This is a genomic window from Nodosilinea sp. FACHB-141, assembly GCF_014696135.1.
Classification (GTDB): Bacteria; Cyanobacteriota; Cyanobacteriia; order Phormidesmidales; family Phormidesmidaceae; genus Nodosilinea.
Genome location: NZ_JACJPP010000006.1, coordinates 145,610 through 169,260 on the forward strand (window position 1 = coordinate 145,610; position 23,651 = coordinate 169,260).

Consider the following 23,651-nt stretch of genomic DNA (forward strand, 5'->3'; position numbering starts at 1 on the left):
TGAGGGCAGCTTCAGGAATATAAACCGCATGTCATTTTGGAGAGAGAACAGCCAGGAAGGGCATAAACCCTAGGTTGCCCGGTTTTGAAGCTGTCCTATAAGACTGTCCTGTGAGAAGTGAAAAATGTCTTGGTTGATACAACTCTTCCTTGTCCTCCCTCCTAGGATAGGTTGTCATAATAACTGGCTTAAAGTTCGCTTAGTTTACGCTTCTAAAAATGCTTTTGGGTTCGGTTACTTAAACCCAAATTTTAGAGCAACAGTGTACTTTAGGTTGGCTTTTTGATGTTTAAATTAATCACTTCCTGAAACTCATGAGCCTTAATGCTTCACCAATTCCTGTAAGTGTCATTACTGGGTATTTAGGGTCGGGAAAGACAACCTTGCTTAATCGTATGCTCACTGAGGAGCATGGCAAAAGAATTGCTGTCATAGTCAATGAATTTGGCGAGGTAGGAATTGATAGTCAGCTAGTCATTGATGCTGACGAAGAAATTTTGGAAATGAATAATGGCTGTATCTGCTGTACTGTCAGAGGTGACTTAGTTCGCATCTTTGATAGCCTTCTAGAAAAACAGGATAAGTTTGACCATTTGGTGATTGAGACGACAGGGTTAGCTGACCCAGCACCCGTCATTCAATCATTTTTCGCAGATGAAACGATGAGGACTAAGACTCAGCTAGATGCAGTCATTACAGTCGTTGACTCAAAGCATATTTGGGAGCACTGGGAAAGTGACGAAGCTCAAGAGCAAATTGCTTTCGCAGACGTGATATTGCTTAACAAGACTGACCTAGTATCTTCAGAGGTCGTTGATGAACTGGAGCAAAGAGTTCGCGGAATGACAGCCTTTGCCAAGGTTTATAGAACTCAGGACAGTGATATTGCCATGGACTCCGTTCTTGGCATCAAAGCCTTTGATCTGAAACAGGCTCTGCATATAGATCCAGACTTTCTAGACGAAGATGCTCATGAGCATGATGAGTCAGTTTATTCGGTTTCTATCGTTGAAGAAGGTAGCGTAGACGGCGATAAGTTTAACCGCTGGATTTATCAGCTTTTACAAGATAGAGGGGCAGATATCTTTCGTATGAAAGGCATTCTAGATATTGACTCAGAAGATAGGCGTTTCGTCTTCCAGGGAGTTCACATGCTATTAGATGGTAGACCTGGGCGCATTTGGAAAAGTGATGAGTTGCGTAGGAATGAACTCGTATTCATCGGTCGTAACTTATCAGAGATGGAACTCAAAGATGGCTTTCAGGCTTGCCTTGCATAACGAGTATTGCCAAAAAGTGAGTGGTTTGAAAAATTAGGAAAAGGTCGTTCCATGAAGAAGCTAGATGCCTATAGTGTCAGTATCGGAGTATTAGGTGCTATAGATACTTTTCTCACAGCAACAGTGATTCTTGTGCCAGTTTGGGTCACGTTCATTGCTTGGGCATCGTTTTTCATTTTAGGAGGGAAGTCATCTGGCCTCAAACAAAGTATTGCTTCCAATTTGACAGGCATTGTGATTGCCTCGCTCACTTTGCTTGCGATCACCGCTTTGGGTGCAAATCCGTTTATTGCCGCCGTCTGTGTTGGATTGGGAAGTGCTGCCATGGTCCAGGCATCTAAAGCTACTCTACTTACTGCAATCCCTGCAATTGTTTGGGGATTTGCTTCAACAGTGGGCACTACTGTTGCTACAGGAGTGCCTATTACTACGGTGGGTCTGACCAATCCGGGTTTAGTAGCGGCAGCAGCAATGATTTTAGGGGGGCTATTTGGTTATCTCTCTGAGTTTTGGGGTGATGCTATGACAACAAGCGAAGTTACCGCTGTAAGTAATCAAACTCGCGCCTAAGCCTCCCTAATAGCTCGAATTTATTCAATATGCTTTCGTTAGGACAAATAAAATGAAGCTACAGCATTACATCGGTGGAATTGAAGGACTTGAACCTTCTAGCTTTGAGAAGAAAGTCTTCGTTCAACCGTGGGAAGAACGTATCTTTGGCATTCACGTTGCCATGATGGGGCTGAGTAACCATTTAGAGGCCGTTGAGTCCGTCCCAACTAAGTTCAGTAGCTTTTGGACTTGGGGCCATCTCCGCCAAGGTGCAGAGGGGATGAACCCATTTGACTACTTTAAGTACCGATACTATGAGAAGTGGTTAGGTGGTATTTCTGGATTCTTTGTTGAATCGGGTTATGTAACAGAGGAAGAGCTAAGTACAAAAACAGCAGCATACTTAGGAAACTTAGATGCACCATTACCGAGTGGCGGTGAGACAGCTATTGATGAGCAAATAATTGAGTACCTGAGGGTTGGAGACTCACCCGCTTGTGATGTGGAGGCTCAACCTAAGTTTAAGGTTGGTGATACCGTTACTGTTAGAAATCCACCCCCTGTTGATCACTGCAAGCTACCAGGGTATCTGCGAACTAAGAAAGGTATTGTTGATGAGGTCTACGAAGGTACCTACAACTATTACTTTCCAACGGGTGATGGAGTAGGCGATCCTATGCCTATCTACAATGTCGTCTTTGATTCCCACGACATTTGGAAAGACATTACTGAGCCCAATACCAAAATCTACGTTCAGATTTTTGAGGGCTATCTAGAAGATCCAGAATAGTTCATGGGTTTTTATTAAGTATTCTTGGGTAATTAGGTATGACTGAGAATGTTGGCCGCGAAACATATAGTGCCGCCCGCGTTAAGGCACTAGAGTCTCTGCTGATCGAAAAAGGAATCATCACTAGCGAAACTGTCGATAAAGTGATTGACTTCTTTGAGAAGGATATGGGGCCATTTAATGGTGCCAGAATTGTTGCTAAAGCTTGGGTTGACCCAGCATTTAAGGAACGTCTACTAGCAGATACTCCTTCAGCAATTGCGGAGATGAGTTTTCCCCGTGGTATGGCGGGGGCGGAAGGCGAGAATATGGCCGCTGTTGCCAACACTCCTGACGTCCATAACTTGATTGTTTGCACGATGTGCTCCTGTTACCCTTGGCCAGTGTTGGGCCTGCCGCCTTATTGGTTTAAAGATCCTACCTTTCGAGCCAGGGCTATCCGTGAACCCCGGAAAGTGCTCAAAGAGTTTGGTCTAGATGTCTCTGAGTCTGTTGAAGTTAAGGTCTGGGATACCAGTGCTCAGATTCGATGGTTTGTTCTGCCAGAACGCCCTGAAGGAACGGAAGGGTGGACAGAAGAGCAACTAGCGGCCATTGTCACTCCTGAATCCATGCAAGGGGCGGCCAGGGTAGTAGTGCCAGCTTAATCATTAAGCAACGTCTAAGAATCACTAGGTAGCCATGCAGATTAAATTTGAACAGTTCGCAGCCGCTAGTATGCTGGGTAGCGCTGATTCTCCCCCACGCGATAATGGGGAGATTCTGTTTCAAAGGCCCTGGGAAGGCCGTGCCTTTGGAATGGCAATTGCTCTGTCCAAAAAAGGACATTACGAGTGGGAAGACTTTCGGCAAGGGCTCATAGCATCAATAGCTGAGTGGGAAGCGACTCACTGTAAAGATGACCCAGATTGGGATTATTATCTTCGTTGGCTTGCATCTCTAGAGAATTTAGTACTTGAGTCTTCCCTTGTCAGCGAAGAGGAGTTAAAAGAACGAACTCGTCAGATACTGGTTGAGGCCAATAAAACCTCGATTTAACCTGAGCTAACTCTTCCCGTTTCGTACCTTTAGCCTAGCTTTGTTCTGTTTCTTCAAATACTTTCAACCCTCCTAGAAGGTTGTTTGTCATTTGGGCATCTCTCTTGCAGCCAATTTAATCGTGAGGAACACAAAAGTGGCATCAAAGATTACTGGCATTAGACATCGGGCTGGCCTGGGTCTGAGCAGTTTCGTGAAGCTTATTATAGGTATCTTTGCCCTTCTAGGAGTAGCTTCTCCCGCCTTTGCCCATCACCCATCTGGAGGTGTAATATCGGCTACTTTTATGGAGGGATTTTTGTCAGGGCTTGGTCACCCAATCATTGGGTTTGATCATCTAGTTTTTGTTATATCTGTGGGATTGCTAGCGTCAACTGTTGCCAGAGGTTTCTGGGTTCCTGTTGTGTTTGTCTCAACAGCTCTTGTAGGAACAGGGCTTCAATTAATGCTGGTAGATATGCCTATAGTTGAAATAGTTATTTCAGCTTCAGTGCTTGTCTCTGGCATCTTGTTAGCAAAGTTAGAGAAACCTGGCACAGCCATCATTACAGTTTTGGCAGGTATTGCAGGATTGTTTCATGGCTATGCTTATGGAGAAGCCATTATTGGCGCTACGGCAGTTCCTTTAGCAGCTTATCTAGCTGGGTTTACTTTGATTCAGGCAATTATTTCTTTGATTTCCTTCAAGATAGCTACAGAAGCCATAAAGTCTAGCGTTAGCTACCCTGATTTTCTGCGTTTGGCCGGATACATTGCTGTAGGGGCTGGAATGGCATTTATGGCTGCTAGCTTTTAAGCCACTTGCTCGATGAATTCTCAGAATGGGCTAGGAGTGTAATCTTCTAGCCTTTGCTTTTTTAAAGCAATTGAAGTTAATGCTCTTGACTTTATCTGAGGCGATAAGTGCCACTGGTCTTGCCTAGCCTTTACCAGCCATATTACTCTCTCTTGCTTGTGACTACCGACCTCTGCTATGACTAATATAAACTTTAGATATTTGCTTTGAAGTTGGCCAGTTCCGTGAAAGTAACTAACTCAAACGGTCAAATTTTTATTTGGCCTAATATGAGCTTAGTCTAAAAAAACTCCATCAGTTTTCTGGATCATATTCAAGATACTCTGTTAGAGCCGAAGCAACTTCTCCTCTGGCATCAACTCCTCTAATAAATCATAGGGATTTATATTTAGTCTTTCCCAATCTTGATTGAGTTCATCCCATAATTTCTTAACTGCTGGGGGATAGTTCTCTGGTGAATCTTTGTAAACTCGACAAATATACTGCATCAGGTTAAAGCAAATAGTTGCTTGCCCTGCTACGGTTACATCTGCTAGCTGCTGAGGCCTATCAAACCATAAAGTAGTAGGCATTGCTGCCGCATTCTCAGCAACCTGCTTTAACTGTGAGCTGAGAGACGTTACCCCAGGAAGACTTACATTAGGTTTCACTAACCGATCAATCCGGTTCGAAATAAGCTTTCCTTGGTATCTTTTATCGCTATATGCCCGAGCGAAAATCAATGCTTTAATACGATCCATAAAAACAGCATTGGTTAGCGCTAGTAGAGATGTTACGCGTAACTCTACTAAATATAAGAATTCATCTACCTTTAACAATTTCAGATCTTGCCATCCTGCTAGTCCTGCCTGGGGTATACGTGGCAATAACTGGTTTTTGACTAACTCTCGTCCCCACCAAAGACTAGCGATGACTCCAAAAGCTAAAATCAGTGGCATCAATACCGAGAAGAAATGCTGCCAAAAGATGAATGTCCCCTGTTGGATTTCCCTCCAAAGCTCATAACTTACCGATACCACCGTTGAGATACAAACAAGTAGAAAAAAACGGATAAACCAGTCTAATTGCCCTAAGGTTAAATTGCCAGATGGCTTGTCATTTTTAGGATACTCATACAAGTTATCCTGAAGAGAATCTACGTCTGAAATAATAAATAGCCCCAGAGATTCTGAATCTTTTCAACTATCTGACAAGATCAAGCTGTCAATTCCTTGGTTATCGAAAATGCCACCATCCATTAACGCTAAAGAGCGGAACTGCCCATTTTCGCCAACAGCATCCTTCACCTTAGGAGGAATCTGATTGTTGGGCCAGGCAAAATCCTGAGGAAATTCTAGTGGCTCAAACCCACCAGGGAAACAAGATGAGGCTGCTACAATATCAGCTAGTCGAATCTCTTTTGCGGCATCCTTAGGAATGGACACATTGCCATTACCTATACGAGCACGGCCATTAGCGCTTTTTTGGAACCTAAAAGCTACACCAGTTCGAAATTCAGTTGTATTAAATGAAATTTCCTTAATAGAGATCTCTGCGTCAAGAACTTCACCTAAAGTGTATGGATGTCCTTGAGGGGACTTTAGAAAAGTGTCAGCATACACGTTTGCCATCGATAATATCAGCTTTGGCTGACCTGAAGGCACTCGACTAGGGCCTTGACTTAAATCTGCTAATCCAGCTTTAAATAAATCCTGATCACGGAGAAAGCGATAGAAGTTTTGGAAGAATTCAAGAAATCCAATTCCCTCCACCAATGACAAGATATATTTTGATCCTGTGAACGTTCCCCCTGATACTGTGGATAACCTAGATAACTGAGTAAGTAGTTTAATGCGCTCAAGATAGGCTAGGGTTCCAAGATGAAACGCTGCTGCACGGTAGCCGCCCCCTGATAAAGATAACCCAATTGGAATCTGAGACAAATCTTTGGGCGTCTCTTCTGGAAACTGCTTGAAATCTAAAGGTGTTGTTGTCATACGGTTTTGTTCTTCACGCTAATAGATTCTGTTCTAATACCATAGAGCGCTTTTCATAGCTCAACACTTAGAATGATTTTTAACAAGCAGACAGGCAACGGTAGGATTAAGAGATTAAGAGATTAAGACCTGTTCCACAACCGTTTAGCCTACGAAAAAATAAGAATTTAAGCGCTTGCTCAGAAGAGTATCCGGACTATTAATAGTTCTTAAGGAATGTCTCACGGGGCAGTCTTGTTGCTAGATCGCGCTTCGCCTAACCAACCCTCACGCTAGGAATCTCCCCCAGTGGTCGTATATCTTAGTGTGAACTACTCTGAGCGCATCGCCCAAGTGGGCCCTAGGCCCATCGCCCCAAACTTGACCGCATTGGGGTTGAGCTTGCGGTTGAGGTCGTCCATAGCCTGCACCAGCGTTCGTCGCTACCACCAGAGAGACGTCCTGGGCCGGTTGGGAGCGATCGACCACCAGCAAATTCCCTAGCTACCCATCCTGATCCGCCGCTATAGCTCCCTCGACCTGCATGAAGAAGGTGGCAGCGGGGTTATGGGTGGGTGGTGATTGAGTTGAGGCTTTGCTCGATGGCATCGCTAGGGACGGGGAGGGCCCCTATGGGGCTTAAAAACCTGGAATTTATTGCTTTGATGGTAGGGAGAATGAACCTGTACTTTCTTGGCATGCAAGAATGAAGGACACAATTCTGTCAACTAGCTGCCTGCAGTAAAATCAAGGAATTTAGGGACAACTATGGCTTCAAAATTACGATTTAAGCCCATCTCTCATAGCTGGGTGGCCCTACATCCCAATCCTAAGGGAGTAATTCAATTTGTCGGTGGGGCTTTTTTCGGTACTTTTGGGCCGATGTTCTTTTACCGTCACTTACTTCGATACCTTTATGAAAAGTCGTACACTATCGTATTGTTACCATTCAATTTTTCGTTTGATCACTACCGAGAAGCCATTTTCTTGGTTAAAGAGCAGTACCACATTCTGCCTGACTTAGTCAGACTGGCGATGCTTGCAGGCTATGACCACCAATTTTATCTGAAGGACTCAAATTACTATTGGATTGCCCATAGCATCGGATGTAAGTATGTCTCGCTGCTGGAAGCATTTAGTGCCCTGCCCGATGATAAAAGCGAGGCGACTCAATTTATCCGTGAACTGCTCAAAAATCTGCCGGACGAGTCGTATAGCGAGACAGCTATTGAGAAGGTAGTGGCTCAAATTGACCGCTTGTTTGGAGATTTGCAGATCGAGGCGAAAAGCACCCAGAAACTCATTCATGATTATCAGCAGAGCATTGGGCAGTCCTACGATGAAAGTGCTGAATCGATCTTCTTAAACCTGTTTATTAAGAATCAGCCCTCTGTTTTACTGGCACCTTGCACCAGTGATACCTCCAGTGCAGTCAAACCCAAGGCCTTTGCTCGACTAGTCGACAAATGGGGAATGGGAGTTAAACCGACGACGGCGACTACCTGTGCCCTGATTAAACAATCTGATCTTTTTGGCTTACTTGGGTTAGTGTGTTTTCAATCTGACAAGATTGCTGCGGAAACCTGTCAGTGGTTTTTAGAGGTGCTTAAAAAACCATCTAGAGAAAATCAAAAATATCTCAATGGTGGACATCTCAGGCCGCTAGGCGTTCAGTTGGTCAATCACGTTGTTAATCCCTTCTTTGATTGGCCTCTGCTCACCTTAACTGATAAAAGAAATGCTGCTTTAGAAGACCTTATGAGTGAATTGCTAGAGAGTTTTTCGGCACGGATTTAGCCTTAGTATCGTTTGTTGTTCTAAGCTACTCGACCGAGTGCTTAAAAAGCTATCGCATCTATCAGATGCGATAGCTTTTATATTGTTTGGAGAGCTAGCAGTGAGTTGATTCCGGACAATTCAACGGACTAGTGATGAAGTTGAATAGCTAACTTCGGTTGAGGACAAAGAGTGCTCCTGCAGTTGTCCAGATAAGTGCCTGTTCAAGGTTCCTCTAATTGTTGTTAACTTTGAAATTGACTTTTGCCTCGCCTAGTAGATTGCCCTTTGCTTGGCGGCTTTCATAGACCTTCAAAAAGATCGTGTTTTCCTGCTTGAGGTTCAAGTTTCCACCATTAAGATTCCCAGTGGGGTCATCGCCGAAAATAGCGTAGGGTGAAATATTTTCCGTTTTGGTTAATTGAGCGTTGTTGAGATTGAATACGATACTGCCAACCTTGTTTTTGAAGGCACTATCAGGAGTTACAACAGCGGCAATGGTCACATTGCGATTAGCGATATCACTGGCGCGAATAATATCATTATCATCGATGATGGTAATGAGTTCATCAGTATCGGCATCAAACAACCCGACTTCGAGGTCTGTAATACCGTATGTTTTACGCGCATTGACGAGGTAAATAGCATCACCTTTGGGGAAGTAAACAAAGGGTTGTTCCCGAGCCGCTTGTTGCAAGCGGGGTGGCAGTAGGTTGAAGACCTTAGTGAAGTCGACTGTGACTTGCTGGGTCTTGCCGTTGACTACAATGCCTTCAGCATTGGGACGACAGTTTAATTCCTTAATCTTTTCGATCGCTTTGTCTTGAGCCTCTGAATTGACAGACACATATACGAGATAGCCTTTATTCTCTAGGCTCTTGGCTGCTTGTTCAGCCTCGGATGCGGTTTCGAAGAAGGCGATTTGCGTATCCTTGATCTCAACAGGACAACTGCTTTCTTTAGTTTTGCCCCCAACAACTGAGTAGATAAAGCCCGTCTTGTTTTGGCCGTTTTCAGAAGTTACCGGGCCCGAAAACTGAATTCGGGTGGCAGTGCCAGGAATTTTAGGCTCAGCTGTTGAAAAATCTAGGTCGGCACCTTGAAATTTACCATTGCCTACTTGAGTCGGATTGAGGTCTCTGACATTGAGGGGAACTGAAATATCGTAGTCCAGGATGTCTTTTAGTACCTTCACCTTGCTTTCTTGACCTGACGCATCAGTATAAAAACTGGTTAGTCCAATATCCATTCCGTCTTCGAAGATAGACTGAGCCAGAGCAACATTGCCTAGGGGCAGAATCAAGATTGCGAATATACAAGCAATCAAGCGAAATAGAACAGAAAAATACTTCTTCATTGAATTCGAAGGCATCAAAACATCCTCATCAATACTGTTAATGCACATGATTAAGTCAAGGTAGGCGGTCGCGTCTTTGCTTGAAAACTGGACCTTGCTTACTGCCCGTGAACTTACTTAGAAAGAAACAACCTGATAAAAGATGATTCCGGAAACTAGAGCGGCATTCTGAAATAGGAAGTTCAAAAATGAAGGCAATATAGGCCTAGTAGAGCTTTTCAGTACATGTAGGATGGTCAAAGGGCTTGAGTCCGTGTCCATCATCACCGAATGCCTCATAAACGAGACAATTTTTTGGCTTTGGCCTTACTCATGGATCTTCTCCACTTTCCAAGCCGACTGTGCCCCGTTTTTTCCTGCCCTAGTGAAGCGAAAGCCATAGCGCTCGAAGGTTGCCTCATAGAGAGATGAGAGGCCAAGGATATCGGTTAGTTCACTGGTGCTAGGCCGCCAGTCGTTGTTGGCGATCGCCTGAAGTTGTTCAAAGCGAGAGAGTGGGTTCGGCGGTGCCGGTGGTGCAGATGAGGGCTGTTGGTTGGCGATCGCAGCACCAAAGCCTGAAGCATCTCTAGCTGTCCTGTTGCCCCGTGAGACTGTTCTGGAGTTGGGCTAGGAGTATGAATGAGGTACTGGTGTCTCATGGGACTGTCTCGTAGGTTGGCCTAGAATGGCAGCGGCAGAAGCCTCTAGCGTGTAGTCCTGCTGAATCAGTTCGTGGATTTGATCCAGCAACTTGATGTGATCCGCCGTTACGTAGGCTTTGTTTTTATCGCGTTTGACCGTCACAATCCCGAGGACATTGGTGCGGTTGTAGATCTGAGAACGGGCAACTCCATAGCGGTTGGGTAGGCTTTTTAAGAGGCAGTTCATCCACCAAAGCGCACTCTACTGGTTCTGTCATGGCTGGTGTTTTGTCTAGCTCAGACAGGGCACTAGAAAGCCTTTAATCCCAAGCGCTCTCGCTGTACTGTCTAATGTATTGTCTTGCCACCATAGCCACGATGGCAGGATTTGTGAACTCCAGAACACTCTTTTTGCAGTACAATTGAACTACCAAAAAACACAAACACACCAGCCCTAGAGTGATGTTCTTAGGGCTTTTTTTATTGGGCGAATTCTTTCCCTGAACTGTTCTGGGGACAGATAGTGTCCCCCAAAACCTGAAACCAGCATTGCTCCAAAGCTTACCGAATTGTCTTATTGGACAATCAGTACAACCGTGCTATCGAACAGGAAAGCGCACACCTGCCGCACTTTTTTGCACAGCTAGCCGCACAAGGGACAAACACCCCAAGCACAGCGCTAGTGCAGTGGTCGAACAGGTAAAAACGCTTCTATTTCAAAGGTTTTACCGCTTTCTTAAAGGAGGACGCACGGATGGAAAACGCACCAAAGTACGCACCGCTGCACATCGAAAAGTAACGGATACTGTGCAGTCGCACACTCCCGCACAGGGCGACCGCACACTAGGACGCACAGGAAACAACCTCTACAGCTCCAACATGAAAACCCGCTGGTACGTGTGGCTGGAGCGGGTAGCCCCAGAGCCACTGTTGAAGGTGGGGCATCAGTACACCGACTTGGCCGCAGAGCTGTTTGACGACTTTGCTCAGAGAGTGAAGCGCGATCGTATGGACTCCAAAGCCTGGGTGGAAGATGCTAAAGCTCGGTTCTCCCATGAGTGGGGCAATGCCGGAGTAATTGATGGGGAATTCATGCCTGAAGAGGTGGGCAACGCCCTGGCCTTGCTTCAAACCCAGGGCAGCAGCCTCCAGACCCAGCTTGCCGCCGAGATTGCCGACATCGAAGCTTTCGTGGATCAGCTGAGCGAGGTTGAGGACGACTTTAGCGAGGCCGAGCTGAATATGTTTCGCGCTAAGGGAGCCCTGCGAGGAGTTCGCCGGTTCAAGGTCGAGACGCAGGCTGAGCTTGGCACCTATAACCTGCTCAAGAAAAAGCGAATGCAGGAGGACACTGGGCAGGAGCAGCCATGAGAGTAGCAGTCTCTCTGGCCTAGGCGGACTGGTGACGGGTTGCGCGATGGCAGAAGCCCGCACTACAGCGACCCCAGCTAGCACTAATGAGTTTGCCCCTGGCCAGCAGCCCTACGGAGTGGATGGCGGCATCACTCAGCAACAGTTGGTCTATCTGCAAGTGCTAGCTTGGCCTCAGACCTACACCGATATGGTCAACAACTTTGGCTTTCCCACCTATCGCACAGAGACCGGGGACTACTACCGCCTAGAAGGCAGCAGCTGGATTGTGATCGAGTATTCAGGCCCGCAGGCCACGAGCTATAGGACAGAGTAGGGAGCATTGGCATGGCAAGGAAGTTAAATGGCGACGATTTGGACGCCGAAGGGCGGCATCAGCAGAACTGCAACATGAAGGAGGGGGTAACGCCCGAAGGCACCTTTGAGGACTGGGGCGACTTTGAGAAGGATTATCGTCAGGAAACCCAGTCTGACGTAAAGGCTTCTACCGAAAGCGAGATTGAAGACTACTGGAGTACGCTAGTATCATCAGGAGTGGAAATCAAAGATGATTAGCATGATCATTGAATTTCTAGACGGTGCTAACCGCGCAACGGCCACTACAGTTCAGCTTGAAACCTACGACCTGCTGAAAGCAAAGCTGGCTGAGGGCCGGAAGGTTTCTGTAACCGAACTTCTGGTGCCTCTGGGCCTGAGCGATCGCAGACCTTTGATTTCCCGCATTAAGCATTTGGCTGAGAAAGGGTTCCTTCGGTTAGAGCCCGAGACTGAGCAAGAAGCGGCCTCAGTAGCTTAAGAACTACAACACGGCATTTTCCCTCGGCCACGCCGGGGGCTTCGTTTAGGAGCAGCATTATGAACCATTGGAAGGGTGCAGCAGCACTCACAGTTTCTGGTGCCCTGGTGATGGGGCAAGCGGCACAGGTCCGAGCTAATCCAGTAGCAGTGCCAGCGGTAGCTGCCTGCGTTGCCAGTGTTGGTTGTGTAGTCGGCGTAGTAGCCATCGCTGGAGTGACGTATTGGGTTTTGTCCAACAATGGGCAGGAGCTGCGGATTCCGGTCTTGTCTTACACTCCCAACCCTGAGCAGCAGGTAGAAGATTGGGAGGACTATGTTTGGGCCGACAACGAGCAGCAGGTCCGCCGAAAGTGTAGCCTTTTGGCCGAGCAGTACACTGGCCAAGGCGGTAGCCTAGTTACTGTGGTGCGGGTCAGGAGAGCCAGCTAGCGGGGTTCTCGCTGGGTTTGTACGTTCAGAGGATGAGGTGAGCCATGACGCATCTGATCAAGACTGTGATGAGCTATCCCCCTGGCCACGTTCCCAGCGGTTGGGATGCCCCAGAGGGCTATGTGCCAGAGAGCAGCATTGAAGACTATGACTTGGCCTTTGCTGAAGCAACTCCGATAGTGGGCCAGCAGTTTGAAGCTTATGGCCAGCAGTGGGCGATCGCACGAGTGCAGACCTATCAGCCTCTGAATCAGTATGAGACAGCCCTAGAATCATTTCACTTGGCAATTGCCTCTCTCGATGGCTCAGTACCTGCCCGTGAGCCCTGGCATGATGGTAACGGCCCTCTGCTGGTGATTCATGCTACTGCTAAGGGGCTGATCGCTAATGAGTATGGAGAGCCCCGTTGGGAGCTAGTCGAGCGAGAGGACTGGATTGCCCCAGTGGAGGGAATGGTGATCGAGGCAGTGCAGCACTTTGAAGCAGCGGGAATTCCAATACCGGGGGACTACAACCGGGTGGTAGTAGCCTGGTCTGTGGATGCGATCGCTATGCCTAAATATTCGACACAGGAAGCAGCCTAACTGTGCCGAATAGCTTACTTGCGGTTCAAGCCCTATCTCTCGAAAGGAATGTTAGGGTTCAAATGAGCCAGCAGCGCATTCCAAGGAACCATCTACAACCTGAGGGGGATCAGGCAAAGTTTTTCCAGGCTCATCGGTCTTGCAAATTATTGATTTGGTAGAGTCATCAACGACCGCCACTGCACTGACAAAACTCCTAAGATTATTGCTCTTCGGAGTTGCATTGACAACAAATAGCTCCGGTAATGACTGTGCTATTTCGACATCGTAGTTATCTGAGTCATCTTGCAAGAATGCTTCGGTGCTACTAAAATCACGAGATAGAATGTCATTTTGAATATAATTCAATTCCTGTTCACTGTTAGTCAATGACAGGAATGACTCAATTCCATTCTCCTTGCCAATAATTTCTATATTCTTTAGATTGCTTTCTGCTTCAGACTCAGAAATTGGGCGCTTGAAGATGACTTCATATAGTCCTTCGCTGTAAGATCCTTCTCCACTCACTGCCCTGCGTGCGGAAGCAAGATCCCATCCTTTTGCACCCATTTCTAGCATGGTTTCTGTGAAAGATTCATCACTAACACCTTCAACACTGTATTCCCAAAATGATGCCTGAGTGGGAGAAGCTTTAAGCTGGCTACCTAACAGCGTGAGAAAAATTCCACCTAAAAGGGCAGTGTTTGCAATATCTAATACACTTCTAAACACGCCAAGCTTATTCTTTACCTCAGCGATCTTCCCTTCTTTGGTGGGCTCCGAGACTTTAAGGTTGACATTTTCCCGCCAGACAATTTTTGATTGCCCAATCTCTTTCCCTTGGACTACCATTCGCTCAAGGGATGTAGGATTTATTGACTTAACGCCTTTGCTAAGATAACCAGTCAAAAAAGTTTGGTCAGGAGCTTCTTTAGACTCGGCAACAATTGTTAGGCAACCTTTGGTTGCTTTTCCACTTACTTTAATGCCTTTAGACTGTAGAGCCTTGTTCATAAGCGCTGCGATCGCATCTGCATCGCCTTGCTTAGCTAACTCCATTGGATTCGCAGCAACCATATCTAACTTTCCGTAATGTCTAGAAATTATTTGATCTGTAGCTAAGCTCAAACCGCCATTCAAAGAGTGCCCTTTCTGATATGGGAGTTCGCATTTAGCTACTTCCTCTTCTGCCCAGTGCTAAAACGGTCCGGGAATATTTACCATCCCAAGGCAAAGCTTGTCCAACCGAATAGGAAACCGATCTTTTTGAGTAAAGAAAACCCCACGACAGAAGCTTAGGCAAAGGCAATACTGAGTATTAATTGTCACACTTGGGCTGGAGCTACTGAGGTTTTGTCAAAACGTAAGCACAAGAAGACTTTCCTCTGTGGACATAAGGGTCACGGCAAAGAGTGCGCCTACTGTCGGCAGGAGGCCCATGAATCTGCCAGAAAGGCCCAGGAGCAGGCAGAACGGCAGCGGCAGCGGAATGAGTGGGTGGCAAGCTTTGATCAGGATGCTGTAGACCTCAGAGGGCTACCGGAGCATGTCGTTCTGAAATCACGTTGCATCTTGGCAGACCTTCACAAGGGCAAGCACTTCCAAAAGCTCAGCGGTAAGAGAATGCACTTCGACAAATCTGTAGTTCGTATTCCGGTCGGTCTTCGTTACCGAATGCTTTGCCGGGAAGACAAGGGCTGCATTATTCCCCTGATGGTTCTTTCTCACGAAGACTACAACGCCTATGCCAACAACAAGCGACAGGTGAGTTGACAGCAGATTAGCTTACTCGCAGCTTCATTAGAATCTGGGCATTCTACGGGCAGGTGTTTAGGGTGCAGAATGAAGGACGTTCGACCGATTACTCCAACTACAGTTTGGCCTTTGCGAGTATTGGGAACGAGTGTAGCGGAGGCCGTCCTGATCATGGTTGGGGCAGTCCTTCTTGTTGAGGGCATTGACCATTACCAGCTCTGGCAGGCCGATGGCATTTAGTGCGCAACGCTGGAACCAGACGGTACGATCACTAAGTCTTTTGGTGCAAAGAACTGCGGATTTTAACGGCTAAGCTCGACTGCTGCGACCTCTGTGAATATTGCGCCCATAGTCCTTACCTAGTTTGTGTAGAGCATCCCCAGAGAGTGGAGGAAGATAGCTGTTCAGGCTTCAGGTTGGCCACTAAGGCGATCGCCATTCCTAATGACTCGTTGGCTTGGTACGGAGAGGAATGGCAGCCAGAGGGGGCTAGCTACTACGATGGTGAGCTGATCTTAGACCCGGTGCAGCGGCTGACTTTGGAGCAGCGGTTGGAGATGTTAGATGTTCACCCTCTGTTTACCTCCCGTTGCCCTAATTGTGAGATGCCGGTGCCCAAAGCAACTGAGGGCCAGATTCATTGGGACTGTGGGCATTGTGGTTGGGCGGATGATTCGGTGTAGGTAGAATCATCAATGCTTAGCGCGACGGTTGTACAAAATGAACCGTTGGTTATCTCACTTCATAGGCTATAAGCACATACGCTCTGTGCCAGTAGCGCAGAAAAATGGACTAAGTTTGGCATGGGCTGGCTTGTGCCAGTTGTCTAAAGGCCTGATTTTACCGTTCTATCTACAAGTCGCAGCCAAACCTCTCGATTGGCCTAGATGCCTTGTTTTGAAGGGGTTTCCGCAGGAACTCAGCTGCGGAGTGGTTGCGGCGCGGGGCAGTTAAATCAGGACTTAAGGTTGTTTCCCTTTTTGGCAAGCTCGACAGGCCCGTTGTCCCTGATCCTGTGTAACGGCTCAATACCTTGTGTTGATTGCACACTCCTCTAAGGAAGGGAAAAAACCGTAGCGTGAGCTCGCAGATCTGGCAGGGTGAGTTGCTGCGGAGCAAACGTACTCTGCAACGGCTAAGGCGCGAGAAACTACAGAGCCTGACGCTATCTTTCGTAGATGACTTATAAAACTCGTATAAAGGACAAAGCTTGCGCTTGACTGTTTCCGTAAAAATGCGGATTCTGACTGATGAATTAATTCAGGCTAAGGTGGCTTGTCCTGACTGAGCAAGCTGTATTGGTATCGCTAGAACAACGGAGAGCATTGTGTTCTGTGGGGAGAATCGCACGATTGTCCGCATCGGGAACTCGATTCCTGAGGGAAAGGGGAGATTGCTTCTGTTTCAACAGGCATTATTTCTGGTTTGATCTGCGCCGTTTGCCCACACACTCCCGGCTGTTCCTAGTTCTGCTCAGTGCTTAGTTTGAATGTTATCTATGGAGTTCTTCCATGTTCGACCCTGTGTTTAACCTTTCTACCCTCAACGGCAGCAACGGCTTTGTGATCAACGGCATTGATGGGTTTGACCACTCAGGCTACTCCGTCAGCAATGCGGGGGACATTAACGGCGATGGCATTGATGACCTGGTCATTGGGGCCTATCTTGCAAGCCCCAACGGCAACAATGTGGCTGGTGAGAGCTATGTGGTGTTTGGTGGGGCTGGTATGGGCAGCAGCGGTAGCTTCAACCTCTTTAACCTTAACGGCAGCAACGGCTTTGTAATTAATGGCATTAATGAGTTTGACCAATCGGGCTTTTCTGTTAGCAGTGCAGGCGACATCAACGGCGATGGCATCGACGACCTGATCATCGGAGCACCCAGTGCAGACCCCAATAGCACCAATGATGCTGGCGAAAGCTATGTGGTGTTTGGTGGGGGCGGTGTGGGCGAAGGGGGCAACCTCAACCTCTCTGAGCTTAACGGCAGCAACGGCTTTGTAATTAATGGCATTGATGAGTTTGACCAGTCGGGCTTTTCCGTTAGCAGTGCAGGGGCAACCTCAACCTCTCTGAGCTTAACGGCAGCAACGGCTTTGTAATTAATGGCATTGATGAGTTTGACCAGTCGGGCTTTTCCGTTAGCAGTGCAGGCGACATTAACGGCGATAGCATCGGTGACCTAATCATCGGAGCACCCAGTGCAGACCCCAATGTCACCAATGATGCTGGCGAGAGCTATGTGGTGTTTGGTGGGGGCGGTATGGGCGAAGGGGGCAGTCTTAACCTCTCTGCTCTTAACGGTAGCAACGGCTTTGTGATTAACGGCATTGATGATTTTGACTACTTAGGTATCTCCGTCAGCAGTGCGGGGGATATCAACAATGATGGCATCAACGACCTGATTGTTGGGGCAAGCGGAGCAGACTCCAATGGCACCAGTGAGGCTGGCGAGAGCTATGTGGTGTTTGGTGGGGTCGGTGTGGGCGCTGGGGGCCAGCCTCAACCTCTCTGACCTAAACGGCAGCAACGGCTTTGTGATTAACGGCATCGATGTCAATGACTTCTCAGGCTTCTCTATCAGCAGTGCGGGGGATATCAACGGTGATGGCATTGACGACCTGATCGTTGGGGCAAGCGGAGCAGACCCTAATGGCATTGAGGATGCTGGCGAGAGCTATGTAGTGTTTGGTGGGACTGGTGTGGGCGCTGGGGGCAGCCTCAACCTCTCTGACCTCAATGGCAGCAACAGCTTTGTGATTAATGGCATCGATGTCAATGACGAGTCGGGCTTCTCCGTCAGCAGTGCGGGGGACATCAATAATGACGGCATTGATGACCTGCTCATTGGAGCATCCGGAGCAGCCCCCAACGGCAACTATTTAGCTGGTGAGAGCTATGTAGTGTTTGGCAGGGCAAACGACTTTGCGCCCGACGCCCTCGACGACAGCGGCTTCACAGCCAACCAAAGCACCCCCCTGGTAACTTCCGCGACGGCGCTGCTGGCCAACGACACCGATCCTGATGCCAACACCGTACTGCGCATCACCGCTGTAGGCGGTGCCACAGGCGGCCGCGTGGCGCTGAGCAACAATGACACCCCTAATGACTTTGCTGACGATTTTGTCACCTTCACTCCCGACGCCAGCTTTGACGGTACGGCTAGCTTTGTCTACACCCTCAGCGACGGCAGTTTGAGCGATACCGCTACGGTAAGCATCGTGGTGGGCAAAACCGTCACCGGCGGCAACAGCAAAGATACCCTCATCGGCACCGCAGGCAATGACAACCTAAACAGCGGCAATGGCGATGACCGTCTGGTGGGTAATGCTGCGGGCGATGCTTTAACTGGAGGCAATGGTACTGACAGGTTTGTCGTCTCTAGCTTAAGTGACTCGCTGTTGAGCAACATTGACCGCATTACTGACCTAAAAATTGGCACTGATGTGATTGATGGTCCTGCTGCGGTCAGCGCGGCCAACGTAGCCGAGCTAAGTGCGGTTGCGTCTCTGACTGAAGCAGATATTAGTGCCGTACTGACGGCTGGTGCCTTTGGGATCAATCGAGCGGCGACCTTTAGCCTAGGCTCCCGCACCTTTATCGCCTTGAACAACGATACGGCCGGATTTCAGGAGGCCAGCGATGCCGTCATCGAGATTACTGGCTTCAACGGTAATTTGACCAGTTTGGCCATTGCCTAATCTCCACATCAACTCATGAGGGGCGATCGCACCGTGTTTTGCCGCTTTGCCGTCATGCACAGTGCGATCCGCCTCATCTACCCACCCATGAAAGCCTGATAGCTCTCTAATCAACGTCAAACCTCTCTGGTTTCTGGCATGCCTTATCGGACATAGTTGGTAATGCTATTTAGCTATGGACTGGTTGTGGCGTGAGGCAGCTACTCCAGAATTCAGAGCTATCTGACTGGGTGTCTCCCTTTGCAACCGACTCATGGTTCTGCTATAAGCGTTCCACTGAACCTAGGATTGTTCTGTCCAATAAGAATAGTGCTTGAGCCGAAATCTGAAGGTGTGTATGAGCAAAAATGCAAAGAACCAGCTTTTTGAAATACTCAAAAATCTTGGATGCCTTGAAGAGCACGCTGCCTTTCAAAAGACACTATTATCACCCCCTCCTAACTCTCAGCATTCTACTGTTGTAACAGTGATATTCCCAGATGGGCGTGCAGTTAAAGGAACTGGAAAAGGCCAACGAAGAGTTGATGCTGAGCTTATAGCAGCGCAGTCTACCATTAATATCCTGCGCAACATATATCCAGAGCTGTTAGTAAATTGGGATGGAATATACGCCGAGGCGCAGGCAGGGGATGCCTTGATCAAATTAGGAATATACCTTTCAGTATCTTCAAGAACTGCTAGTGAAAAATCGAAAGAACTACAAAGTCTGGAGATTGATCAGCATCTCGCAAAAGTATTTGAGCAATGGAAAGCTAAGGGTGATCCAGATTTAGCTATTTGGGGAAATAACCTAGGTGAAAAGAAGAAAGCTACCTTAGTTGAATCATTATTATGGCGGCGCTATGGGAAACATATCATGGCTAATGATGCGCCTCTGCAACTACAATCTCTACTAAAAAACTTGCAATAAAATTTTGCAAATCGAGTTGTAGGCTACAGTATGTCTAACAATTCGGGCGTAGCGGCTTTCCCGAAGCCGCTCTGGTTGAATCCGAAGGTTCTAGCAATCGCTGACCCGGACCGTTATGCCGCTGCTTATCTTGATCATTATCAAGCAGGAATTACACTACTAGTTGTCCTAACAGCTTAATGCACCAAGCAATTGAAACGTTATAGTTAGAGAAAATAATTTCCTCTCTTTCAAAACATTGGAGTGACGCTATGATTTACGATTCGATCGAGAAGCGTATTCGTGCTGAAGCCTTAATCTTACAAGCGCAAAAACAACTAAAGCTGGCAGCGTAGATTTTGGGATGCAGTTTGCTCCAAGTCTCCGTCAATGTATTGAAATCTTGATCGGGCAGTTGCAGGCACGTTTAATCGAAGGGGATAAAATTCACATTCAGCAATACTCTGCTGACCTCCAATTTAAGTTGAACGAGTTAGATCAACAGGTGCGTCAGCAAAATTCACCGAACTTCTAAGGCGTTTTTAGTTATGGCACACGAAGATGGAGGACGAACCGATTAGCTTTCGTCCTCCATCTTCTATTTTCCGAGAAACTATTTCTGAACGCTGACCGAAACTGTCAAAAGTTCTGTTCACTCAAGCAAACTTCTAGTGGATAAGCACAATCGACCCCTGAGGTAATTGATTTTGACGAGATTGGGCCGAATTGGATATGTGAGGGCTGTTATTACTGAAAATCGACATAACAACCCTATTAGAGCGGATTGAAAAGGAATCTTGGTATAGAAGCTGTGAATGTTAGCAGCTGCTTAACAGGGACATTAGACCTCTTGCAATCAACCTGTTTTCTGAAAAGTCGACTTTGAATGGGCAGAATGGCACTGCTGGGAGGTAGCTGAGATGACTATCGAGCAAACTGAGTGCTCAATGGCTTTAACTTGCTCAAAGCTTGTGGGTCGAGTAGTTGCGCAGCTAGCCGATCTGGCTTACGTCGATGCAGCTGCGTGGTAGGTGTCAAACGTCGCGTTGGACAAATTTTGGAACGTCTCACGAAAGATCTGCCGAGAGCAATTGTGATGCTGCTTTGCGGCGCGGGGCAACTAATCTGTGAGCTGCCTAATACGGCCTACGACAGCTTCGTTTTTGTCCACTGTTTGTAGCGATCTCCACTAGCTAGTAGTGCTACCCTTGACCGTCGAGGGTCAATATTTCCCTCTAACTTCATATTGCTGGCAACCCTTTTAAGGGTACCTCAATTAATTACCTTATCTCTATCTCTAAATTATAGAACCTAGAAACCCTGCAATCTTATTACTACTCTCAATAAGATTCATATTTTTTGAGTTGCCCTTAGCTATCTTTAGTCAAGTTCGTAGATAATACTAGGGAGGATAGCTTTTGTGAGATTAATTCTCGATCTCGATAAGTAACACCTATTCTCCCTAATGAATGACCAGCCTGATCTAAAGATTCAATTGTTAGGGAGCTTGAGTCTGCATTATCACGCCTTTGCAAACGCTTCCATAACGTTCCTTGCAGCACATTGGTTGTTTGAGTTAAAAAACTCAAACAACACCCATTTGTAACCTGTGTAGAGGAAACTCCATGACTGCAACCGTTCGACCCAATTTGTTATAAGACGACTACCTATGCCCAATAGGAAACCGCTGCGGAAGCGTGTCATTGTTAGGGTAACAGCTGGAGGTAAAGAAGACCTAATTTTCCTCAAAGAGCTGATTGAGGCAGGAACGATGAAATCAGTGAGCGGCAGACGTTATCGTTTGAAACAGATTGCCGAGGCTCATAGGTATGTTGAACAGACAATCTCAATGCAACGGAACAAATTTAGGTGGTTGGTGAGTTGCAAAGGTTATCGGTATCCAGTGATTGGGAACGTTAGACTCAGTACCGGGTTTAAGTAAGCCGCTAAAAAGATTACAAAGAGCTGATTTAAATTCTCGGTAGCTACGAATTATCTATTCGGCTTAACTATATGAGTCTGCGATTTCAGTTATTGTTAAGTCTTGTCACTTTTTTGCTCACTCTTACATCTGGAATTTCCTCCTCTGCTGATTCGACAAGTACCACTCTTCAATCGACGAAAGTATCGCACAATTTTCACCGCTCCTTAGCACCAACTATTACACCGTCCTTACCTAGAATCTCTAGGATTTCCAACAATTCGGTTGTGTCCCTCCCCACAGCTCAACGTTGGATGTATCACCTACAACATGAAATCCTTCCCTTCTGGACATTGCCAACAGCCCCAGGAGAACCGATCGGTAACTTTCCATCTGTTCGATGTAATGACGGTTCTCTGCTCGCTCGCGATCATCCCTGTTCCGAAATTAAAGACAACACTTGGTTGATGCTGGATCGGCAATATACCGTCTCCTTATCCCGGCAAATTTACACTTATGGAGTTGCTTTTCAGATGACAGGGGATGTTCAGTATTTAGAATACGCTAAAGCTGGAGTGGATTACCTGAGACAAAATGCATTTGACCGTGAACAGGGCGGCACTTATTCCTTTTGGGATGGTGAAAGCCAGTCCTGGGAATCGGCCTTTGAATATCGTAACCCTCAAGAGTTATCCTATGCTCTTTTGGGTATTGGCTACTACTATTATCTGACCCGTGATTCGGAGGTTTTGTCAGATCTTCTTGAGACCAAAGAATTCATTTTCAAAACTTATTATAATTCAGACCTTGACCTGCTTCAGTGGCAGTTGCAAGATGGGAATGACAGCAATGCTTTAGACAAGAAATTAGTTGCTCAACTCGATCAATTGAACGCATATATGCTGCTGCTCACTCCAATCCTGCCAGAGCCATACCAAACAGAATGGAAGCAGGATATGGTCAAGCTTTCAGAGATCATGATTGATCAGTTCTATTCCCCCGAAGAGAACTTATTCTTTTTGTCTGCCAACTCCCCAAGCGATCAGGATATTCAACAAACAGCGGTTGATTTTGGGCATACGATCAAGGCAATGTGGACAATGCGGATGATTGGGTTATTGTCCGGCGAATCCTTTCTTGTTTCGTTTGTGAATGAAAATGGTCCCAAAGTTTTGGAACGCGCCTACTTACCTGAATCAGGATCCTGGGGATCTGGAGTTAAGCGGGGAGGCAGCATTGATATTGATAAAAGTTGGTGGGTTTATGCTGAACTTAATCAGTTTACAGCCTATCTAGCTTTGGAGAGCCCGTCTTTGGTTTCTTACTTGTCGCAAACCTACAGTTATTGGTTCAATTATTTTGTTGATCGAGAATATGGTGAGGTTTGGAGTGAAGTGAATGGTTTAACAAATCAACCACTGAACGAAATGCCTAAGCAATGGCCCTGGAAGAATGGATATCATTCTTCTGAACATGCTCTAGTTGGTTACATTACTTCCAGCCAGTTGCATGGAAAACCAGTATCTCTCCACTATGCTTTTAAGCAAATGCCCTCAGTAGATACAATTCATCCTTACTTTTATCGAGGCACAATAGACGAAATCGAAACTATTAGAAATCAAGAGACAGCAACAATTTATAAAATAGATTTCTCAGATATTCGATAACAACAGCACAGTTGAACATTTAATAATCTGGGTGCATATTGTTATAAGTAAATCCATAGTCCGACCACTTTGTTGCACCTTGACCGACAAGGGTGATCGGTGGGAGGTGAAGGGCATCGGCAGCGGGTGAATGGAACCGTTAGACCGCCTCTGCCGGGAGGTAGCTGAGGCGATTATCGATTAAGCCGAGTGCTCAATGGCTTCAAACTGCCGAAGGCTTGTGAGTTGAGTTGTTCCCTACGCGCAATTAGCCAATCTGACTTACTCCATGCCTGTACTTACGAAAGAGCTGCCAAGTGAGGCTGTGATGCTGCTTTGCAGCGCGGGGCAACTAGCCAGACACTAAAAAGAAACTAAATAGACCTAAATCTCAGCTTCACTACTTTAGCG

The 23,651-nt window shown here is 46.9% G+C and carries 25 protein-coding genes and 2 pseudogenes; 21 read left to right on the forward strand and 6 right to left on the reverse strand.

From position 1 onward, the window contains the following. Window positions 1–314 precede the first annotated feature (314 nt). The 6 genes from H6F59_RS03385 (at window position 315) to H6F59_RS03410 (ending at window position 4,456) form a co-directional block, all read left to right on the forward strand. Complete coding sequence (locus H6F59_RS03385; RefSeq protein ID WP_190695144.1) at window positions 315–1,280, forward strand: GTP-binding protein; 966 nt, start codon at window positions 315–317, stop codon at window positions 1,278–1,280. Between the two features lie 51 nt (window positions 1,281–1,331). Beyond that, complete coding sequence (locus H6F59_RS03390; RefSeq protein WP_190695146.1) at window positions 1,332–1,850, forward strand: DUF1097 domain-containing protein; 519 nt, start codon at window positions 1,332–1,334, stop codon at window positions 1,848–1,850. A 52-nt stretch (window positions 1,851–1,902) separates the two neighbouring features. Beyond that, window positions 1,903–2,622, forward strand: coding sequence for a nitrile hydratase subunit beta (nthB, locus tag H6F59_RS03395; protein WP_190695148.1), 720 nt, complete (start codon window positions 1,903–1,905; stop codon window positions 2,620–2,622). Window positions 2,623–2,660: 38 nt separating this feature from the next. Then, complete coding sequence (gene nthA / locus H6F59_RS03400) at window positions 2,661–3,269, forward strand: nitrile hydratase subunit alpha (RefSeq protein ID WP_190695150.1); 609 nt, start codon at window positions 2,661–2,663, stop codon at window positions 3,267–3,269. A 34-nt stretch (window positions 3,270–3,303) separates the two neighbouring features. Further along, window positions 3,304–3,660 carry a nitrile hydratase accessory protein gene (locus H6F59_RS03405; protein ID WP_190695152.1) on the forward strand — a complete coding sequence of 119 codons (357 nt, stop codon included), beginning with the start codon at window positions 3,304–3,306 and terminating at the stop codon, window positions 3,658–3,660. A gap of 136 nt (window positions 3,661–3,796) precedes the next feature. Then, a complete protein-coding gene (locus tag H6F59_RS03410; RefSeq protein WP_313887102.1) occupies window positions 3,797–4,456 on the forward strand; it encodes a HupE/UreJ family protein in 660 nt (219 codons plus the stop codon). A 326-nt stretch (window positions 4,457–4,782) separates the two neighbouring features. Here H6F59_RS03410 and H6F59_RS03415 read toward each other — a convergent pair whose 3' ends face one another. The 3 genes from H6F59_RS03415 to H6F59_RS03425 all read right to left on the reverse strand — a co-directional run bounded on the left by H6F59_RS03415 (window position 4,783) and on the right by H6F59_RS03425 (window position 6,833). Further along, on the reverse strand, window positions 4,783–5,574 hold the full coding sequence (locus tag H6F59_RS03415) for a hypothetical protein (protein WP_190695154.1): 792 nt from the start codon (window positions 5,572–5,574) through the stop codon (window positions 4,783–4,785). 60 nt (window positions 5,575–5,634) lie between these two features. Further along, the gene (locus H6F59_RS03420) at window positions 5,635–6,432 is read right to left on the reverse strand and encodes a patatin-like phospholipase family protein (RefSeq protein WP_190695155.1); all 798 of its coding nucleotides are present in this window, start codon (window positions 6,430–6,432) and stop codon (window positions 5,635–5,637) included. A 311-nt stretch (window positions 6,433–6,743) separates the two neighbouring features. Continuing rightward, a complete protein-coding gene (locus tag H6F59_RS03425) occupies window positions 6,744–6,833 on the reverse strand; it encodes a DUF4113 domain-containing protein (RefSeq protein ID WP_190695157.1) in 90 nt (29 codons plus the stop codon). 346 nt (window positions 6,834–7,179) lie between these two features. Between H6F59_RS03425 and H6F59_RS03430 the strand changes: the two genes are divergently transcribed. Then, complete coding sequence (locus H6F59_RS03430; RefSeq protein ID WP_190695159.1) at window positions 7,180–8,208, forward strand: DUF1350 family protein; 1,029 nt, start codon at window positions 7,180–7,182, stop codon at window positions 8,206–8,208. A 214-nt stretch (window positions 8,209–8,422) separates the two neighbouring features. Here the strand turns inward: H6F59_RS03430 and H6F59_RS03435 are convergent, their stop codons facing one another. Both H6F59_RS03435 and H6F59_RS03440 read right to left on the reverse strand, forming a co-directional pair. Next, on the reverse strand, window positions 8,423–9,592 hold the full coding sequence (locus H6F59_RS03435; RefSeq protein ID WP_190695160.1) for a hypothetical protein: 1,170 nt from the start codon (window positions 9,590–9,592) through the stop codon (window positions 8,423–8,425). A gap of 561 nt (window positions 9,593–10,153) precedes the next feature. Then, entirely contained in the window at window positions 10,154–10,414 is a 261-nt protein-coding gene (locus H6F59_RS03440; protein ID WP_190695163.1) for a hypothetical protein, read from the reverse strand. A 632-nt stretch (window positions 10,415–11,046) separates the two neighbouring features. Between H6F59_RS03440 and H6F59_RS03445 the strand changes: the two genes are divergently transcribed. Genes H6F59_RS03445 through H6F59_RS03470 form a run of 6 tightly spaced genes read left to right on the forward strand, consistent with a single transcriptional unit; the run spans window position 11,047 to window position 13,349 of the window. After that, window positions 11,047–11,538: a hypothetical protein gene (locus tag H6F59_RS03445; protein ID WP_190695165.1), complete on the forward strand. Its 492-nt coding sequence runs from the start codon at window positions 11,047–11,049 to the stop codon at window positions 11,536–11,538. 46 nt (window positions 11,539–11,584) lie between these two features. Beyond that, window positions 11,585–11,854, forward strand: a complete 270-nt coding sequence (locus H6F59_RS03450; protein WP_190695167.1) for a hypothetical protein — start codon at window positions 11,585–11,587, stop codon at window positions 11,852–11,854. Window positions 11,855–11,865: 11 nt separating this feature from the next. Then, window positions 11,866–12,093: a hypothetical protein gene (locus H6F59_RS03455; RefSeq protein ID WP_190695169.1), complete on the forward strand. Its 228-nt coding sequence runs from the start codon at window positions 11,866–11,868 to the stop codon at window positions 12,091–12,093. Then, window positions 12,086–12,334 carry a hypothetical protein gene (locus H6F59_RS03460; RefSeq protein WP_190695171.1) on the forward strand — a complete coding sequence of 83 codons (249 nt, stop codon included), beginning with the start codon at window positions 12,086–12,088 and terminating at the stop codon, window positions 12,332–12,334. The genes H6F59_RS03455 and H6F59_RS03460 overlap by 8 nt, the downstream gene beginning before the upstream one ends. Window positions 12,335–12,393: 59 nt before the next feature. After that, window positions 12,394–12,765: a hypothetical protein gene (locus H6F59_RS03465; protein ID WP_190695173.1), complete on the forward strand. Its 372-nt coding sequence runs from the start codon at window positions 12,394–12,396 to the stop codon at window positions 12,763–12,765. A gap of 44 nt (window positions 12,766–12,809) precedes the next feature. Next, window positions 12,810–13,349, forward strand: a complete 540-nt coding sequence (locus H6F59_RS03470; protein WP_190695174.1) for a hypothetical protein — start codon at window positions 12,810–12,812, stop codon at window positions 13,347–13,349. A gap of 51 nt (window positions 13,350–13,400) precedes the next feature. On the opposite strand, the gene H6F59_RS03475 is transcribed toward H6F59_RS03470, so the two are convergent. Then, window positions 13,401–14,468 (reverse strand): type IV pilin-like G/H family protein, encoded by a 1,068-nt coding sequence (locus tag H6F59_RS03475; protein ID WP_190695176.1) that lies wholly within the window; start codon window positions 14,466–14,468, stop codon window positions 13,401–13,403. Between the two features lie 213 nt (window positions 14,469–14,681). Between H6F59_RS03475 and H6F59_RS03480 the strand changes: the two genes are divergently transcribed. The 8 genes and pseudogenes from H6F59_RS03480 to H6F59_RS03510 all read left to right on the forward strand — a co-directional run bounded on the left by H6F59_RS03480 (window position 14,682) and on the right by H6F59_RS03510 (window position 23,261). Then, window positions 14,682–15,101, forward strand: coding sequence for a hypothetical protein (locus tag H6F59_RS03480; protein WP_190695178.1), 420 nt, complete (start codon window positions 14,682–14,684; stop codon window positions 15,099–15,101). Between the two features lie 69 nt (window positions 15,102–15,170). Next, window positions 15,171–15,323 (forward strand): hypothetical protein, encoded by a 153-nt coding sequence (locus H6F59_RS03485; protein WP_190695180.1) that lies wholly within the window; start codon window positions 15,171–15,173, stop codon window positions 15,321–15,323. 146 nt (window positions 15,324–15,469) lie between these two features. Next, entirely contained in the window at window positions 15,470–15,766 is a 297-nt protein-coding gene (locus tag H6F59_RS03490) for a hypothetical protein (RefSeq protein ID WP_206755191.1), read from the forward strand. Window positions 15,767–16,645: 879 nt separating this feature from the next. Beyond that, window positions 16,646–18,535: pseudogene (locus H6F59_RS27515) on the forward strand (cadherin-like domain-containing protein); the annotation flags it as partial. A gap of 108 nt (window positions 18,536–18,643) precedes the next feature. Further along, window positions 18,644–18,784: pseudogene (locus H6F59_RS27520) on the forward strand (bluetail domain-containing putative surface protein); the annotation flags it as partial. 337 nt (window positions 18,785–19,121) lie between these two features. Beyond that, entirely contained in the window at window positions 19,122–19,694 is a 573-nt protein-coding gene (locus H6F59_RS03500; protein ID WP_190695182.1) for a hypothetical protein, read from the forward strand. Window positions 19,695–21,342: 1,648 nt separating this feature from the next. Next, complete coding sequence (locus tag H6F59_RS27525) at window positions 21,343–21,615, forward strand: zinc-binding dehydrogenase (RefSeq protein WP_190695184.1); 273 nt, start codon at window positions 21,343–21,345, stop codon at window positions 21,613–21,615. 266 nt (window positions 21,616–21,881) lie between these two features. After that, window positions 21,882–23,261, forward strand: coding sequence for an AGE family epimerase/isomerase (locus H6F59_RS03510; protein WP_206755190.1), 1,380 nt, complete (start codon window positions 21,882–21,884; stop codon window positions 23,259–23,261). Window positions 23,262–23,651 lie beyond the last annotated feature (390 nt).

Bases quoted from the DNA above. Each gene is read 5' to 3' on its own strand.
- H6F59_RS03385 (WP_190695144.1), top strand. From the start codon at position 315: ATGAGCCTTAATGCTTCACCAATTCCTGTAAGTGTCATTACTGGGTAT.
- H6F59_RS03390 (WP_190695146.1), top strand. From the start codon at position 1,332: ATGAAGAAGCTAGATGCCTATAGTGTCAGTATCGGAGTATTAGGTGCT.
- nthB (WP_190695148.1), top strand. From the start codon at position 1,903: ATGAAGCTACAGCATTACATCGGTGGAATTGAAGGACTTGAACCTTCT.
- nthA (WP_190695150.1), top strand. From the start codon at position 2,661: ATGACTGAGAATGTTGGCCGCGAAACATATAGTGCCGCCCGCGTTAAG.
- H6F59_RS03405 (WP_190695152.1), top strand. From the start codon at position 3,304: ATGCAGATTAAATTTGAACAGTTCGCAGCCGCTAGTATGCTGGGTAGC.
- H6F59_RS03420 (WP_190695155.1), bottom strand. From the start codon at position 6,432: ATGACAACAACACCTTTAGATTTCAAGCAGTTTCCAGAAGAGACGCCC.
- H6F59_RS03425 (WP_190695157.1), bottom strand. From the start codon at position 6,833: ATGGACGACCTCAACCGCAAGCTCAACCCCAATGCGGTCAAGTTTGGG.
- H6F59_RS03430 (WP_190695159.1), top strand. From the start codon at position 7,180: ATGGCTTCAAAATTACGATTTAAGCCCATCTCTCATAGCTGGGTGGCC.
- H6F59_RS03435 (WP_190695160.1), bottom strand. From the start codon at position 9,592: ATGTGCATTAACAGTATTGATGAGGATGTTTTGATGCCTTCGAATTCA.
- H6F59_RS03440 (WP_190695163.1), bottom strand. From the start codon at position 10,414: ATGAACTGCCTCTTAAAAAGCCTACCCAACCGCTATGGAGTTGCCCGT.
- H6F59_RS03445 (WP_190695165.1), top strand. From the start codon at position 11,047: ATGAAAACCCGCTGGTACGTGTGGCTGGAGCGGGTAGCCCCAGAGCCA.
- H6F59_RS03450 (WP_190695167.1), top strand. From the start codon at position 11,585: ATGGCAGAAGCCCGCACTACAGCGACCCCAGCTAGCACTAATGAGTTT.
- H6F59_RS03455 (WP_190695169.1), top strand. From the start codon at position 11,866: ATGGCAAGGAAGTTAAATGGCGACGATTTGGACGCCGAAGGGCGGCAT.
- H6F59_RS03460 (WP_190695171.1), top strand. From the start codon at position 12,086: ATGATTAGCATGATCATTGAATTTCTAGACGGTGCTAACCGCGCAACG.
- H6F59_RS03465 (WP_190695173.1), top strand. From the start codon at position 12,394: ATGAACCATTGGAAGGGTGCAGCAGCACTCACAGTTTCTGGTGCCCTG.
- H6F59_RS03470 (WP_190695174.1), top strand. From the start codon at position 12,810: ATGACGCATCTGATCAAGACTGTGATGAGCTATCCCCCTGGCCACGTT.
- H6F59_RS03485 (WP_190695180.1), top strand. From the start codon at position 15,171: ATGAAGGACGTTCGACCGATTACTCCAACTACAGTTTGGCCTTTGCGA.
- H6F59_RS03500 (WP_190695182.1), top strand. From the start codon at position 19,122: ATGAGCAAAAATGCAAAGAACCAGCTTTTTGAAATACTCAAAAATCTT.
- H6F59_RS27525 (WP_190695184.1), top strand. From the start codon at position 21,343: ATGCCCAATAGGAAACCGCTGCGGAAGCGTGTCATTGTTAGGGTAACA.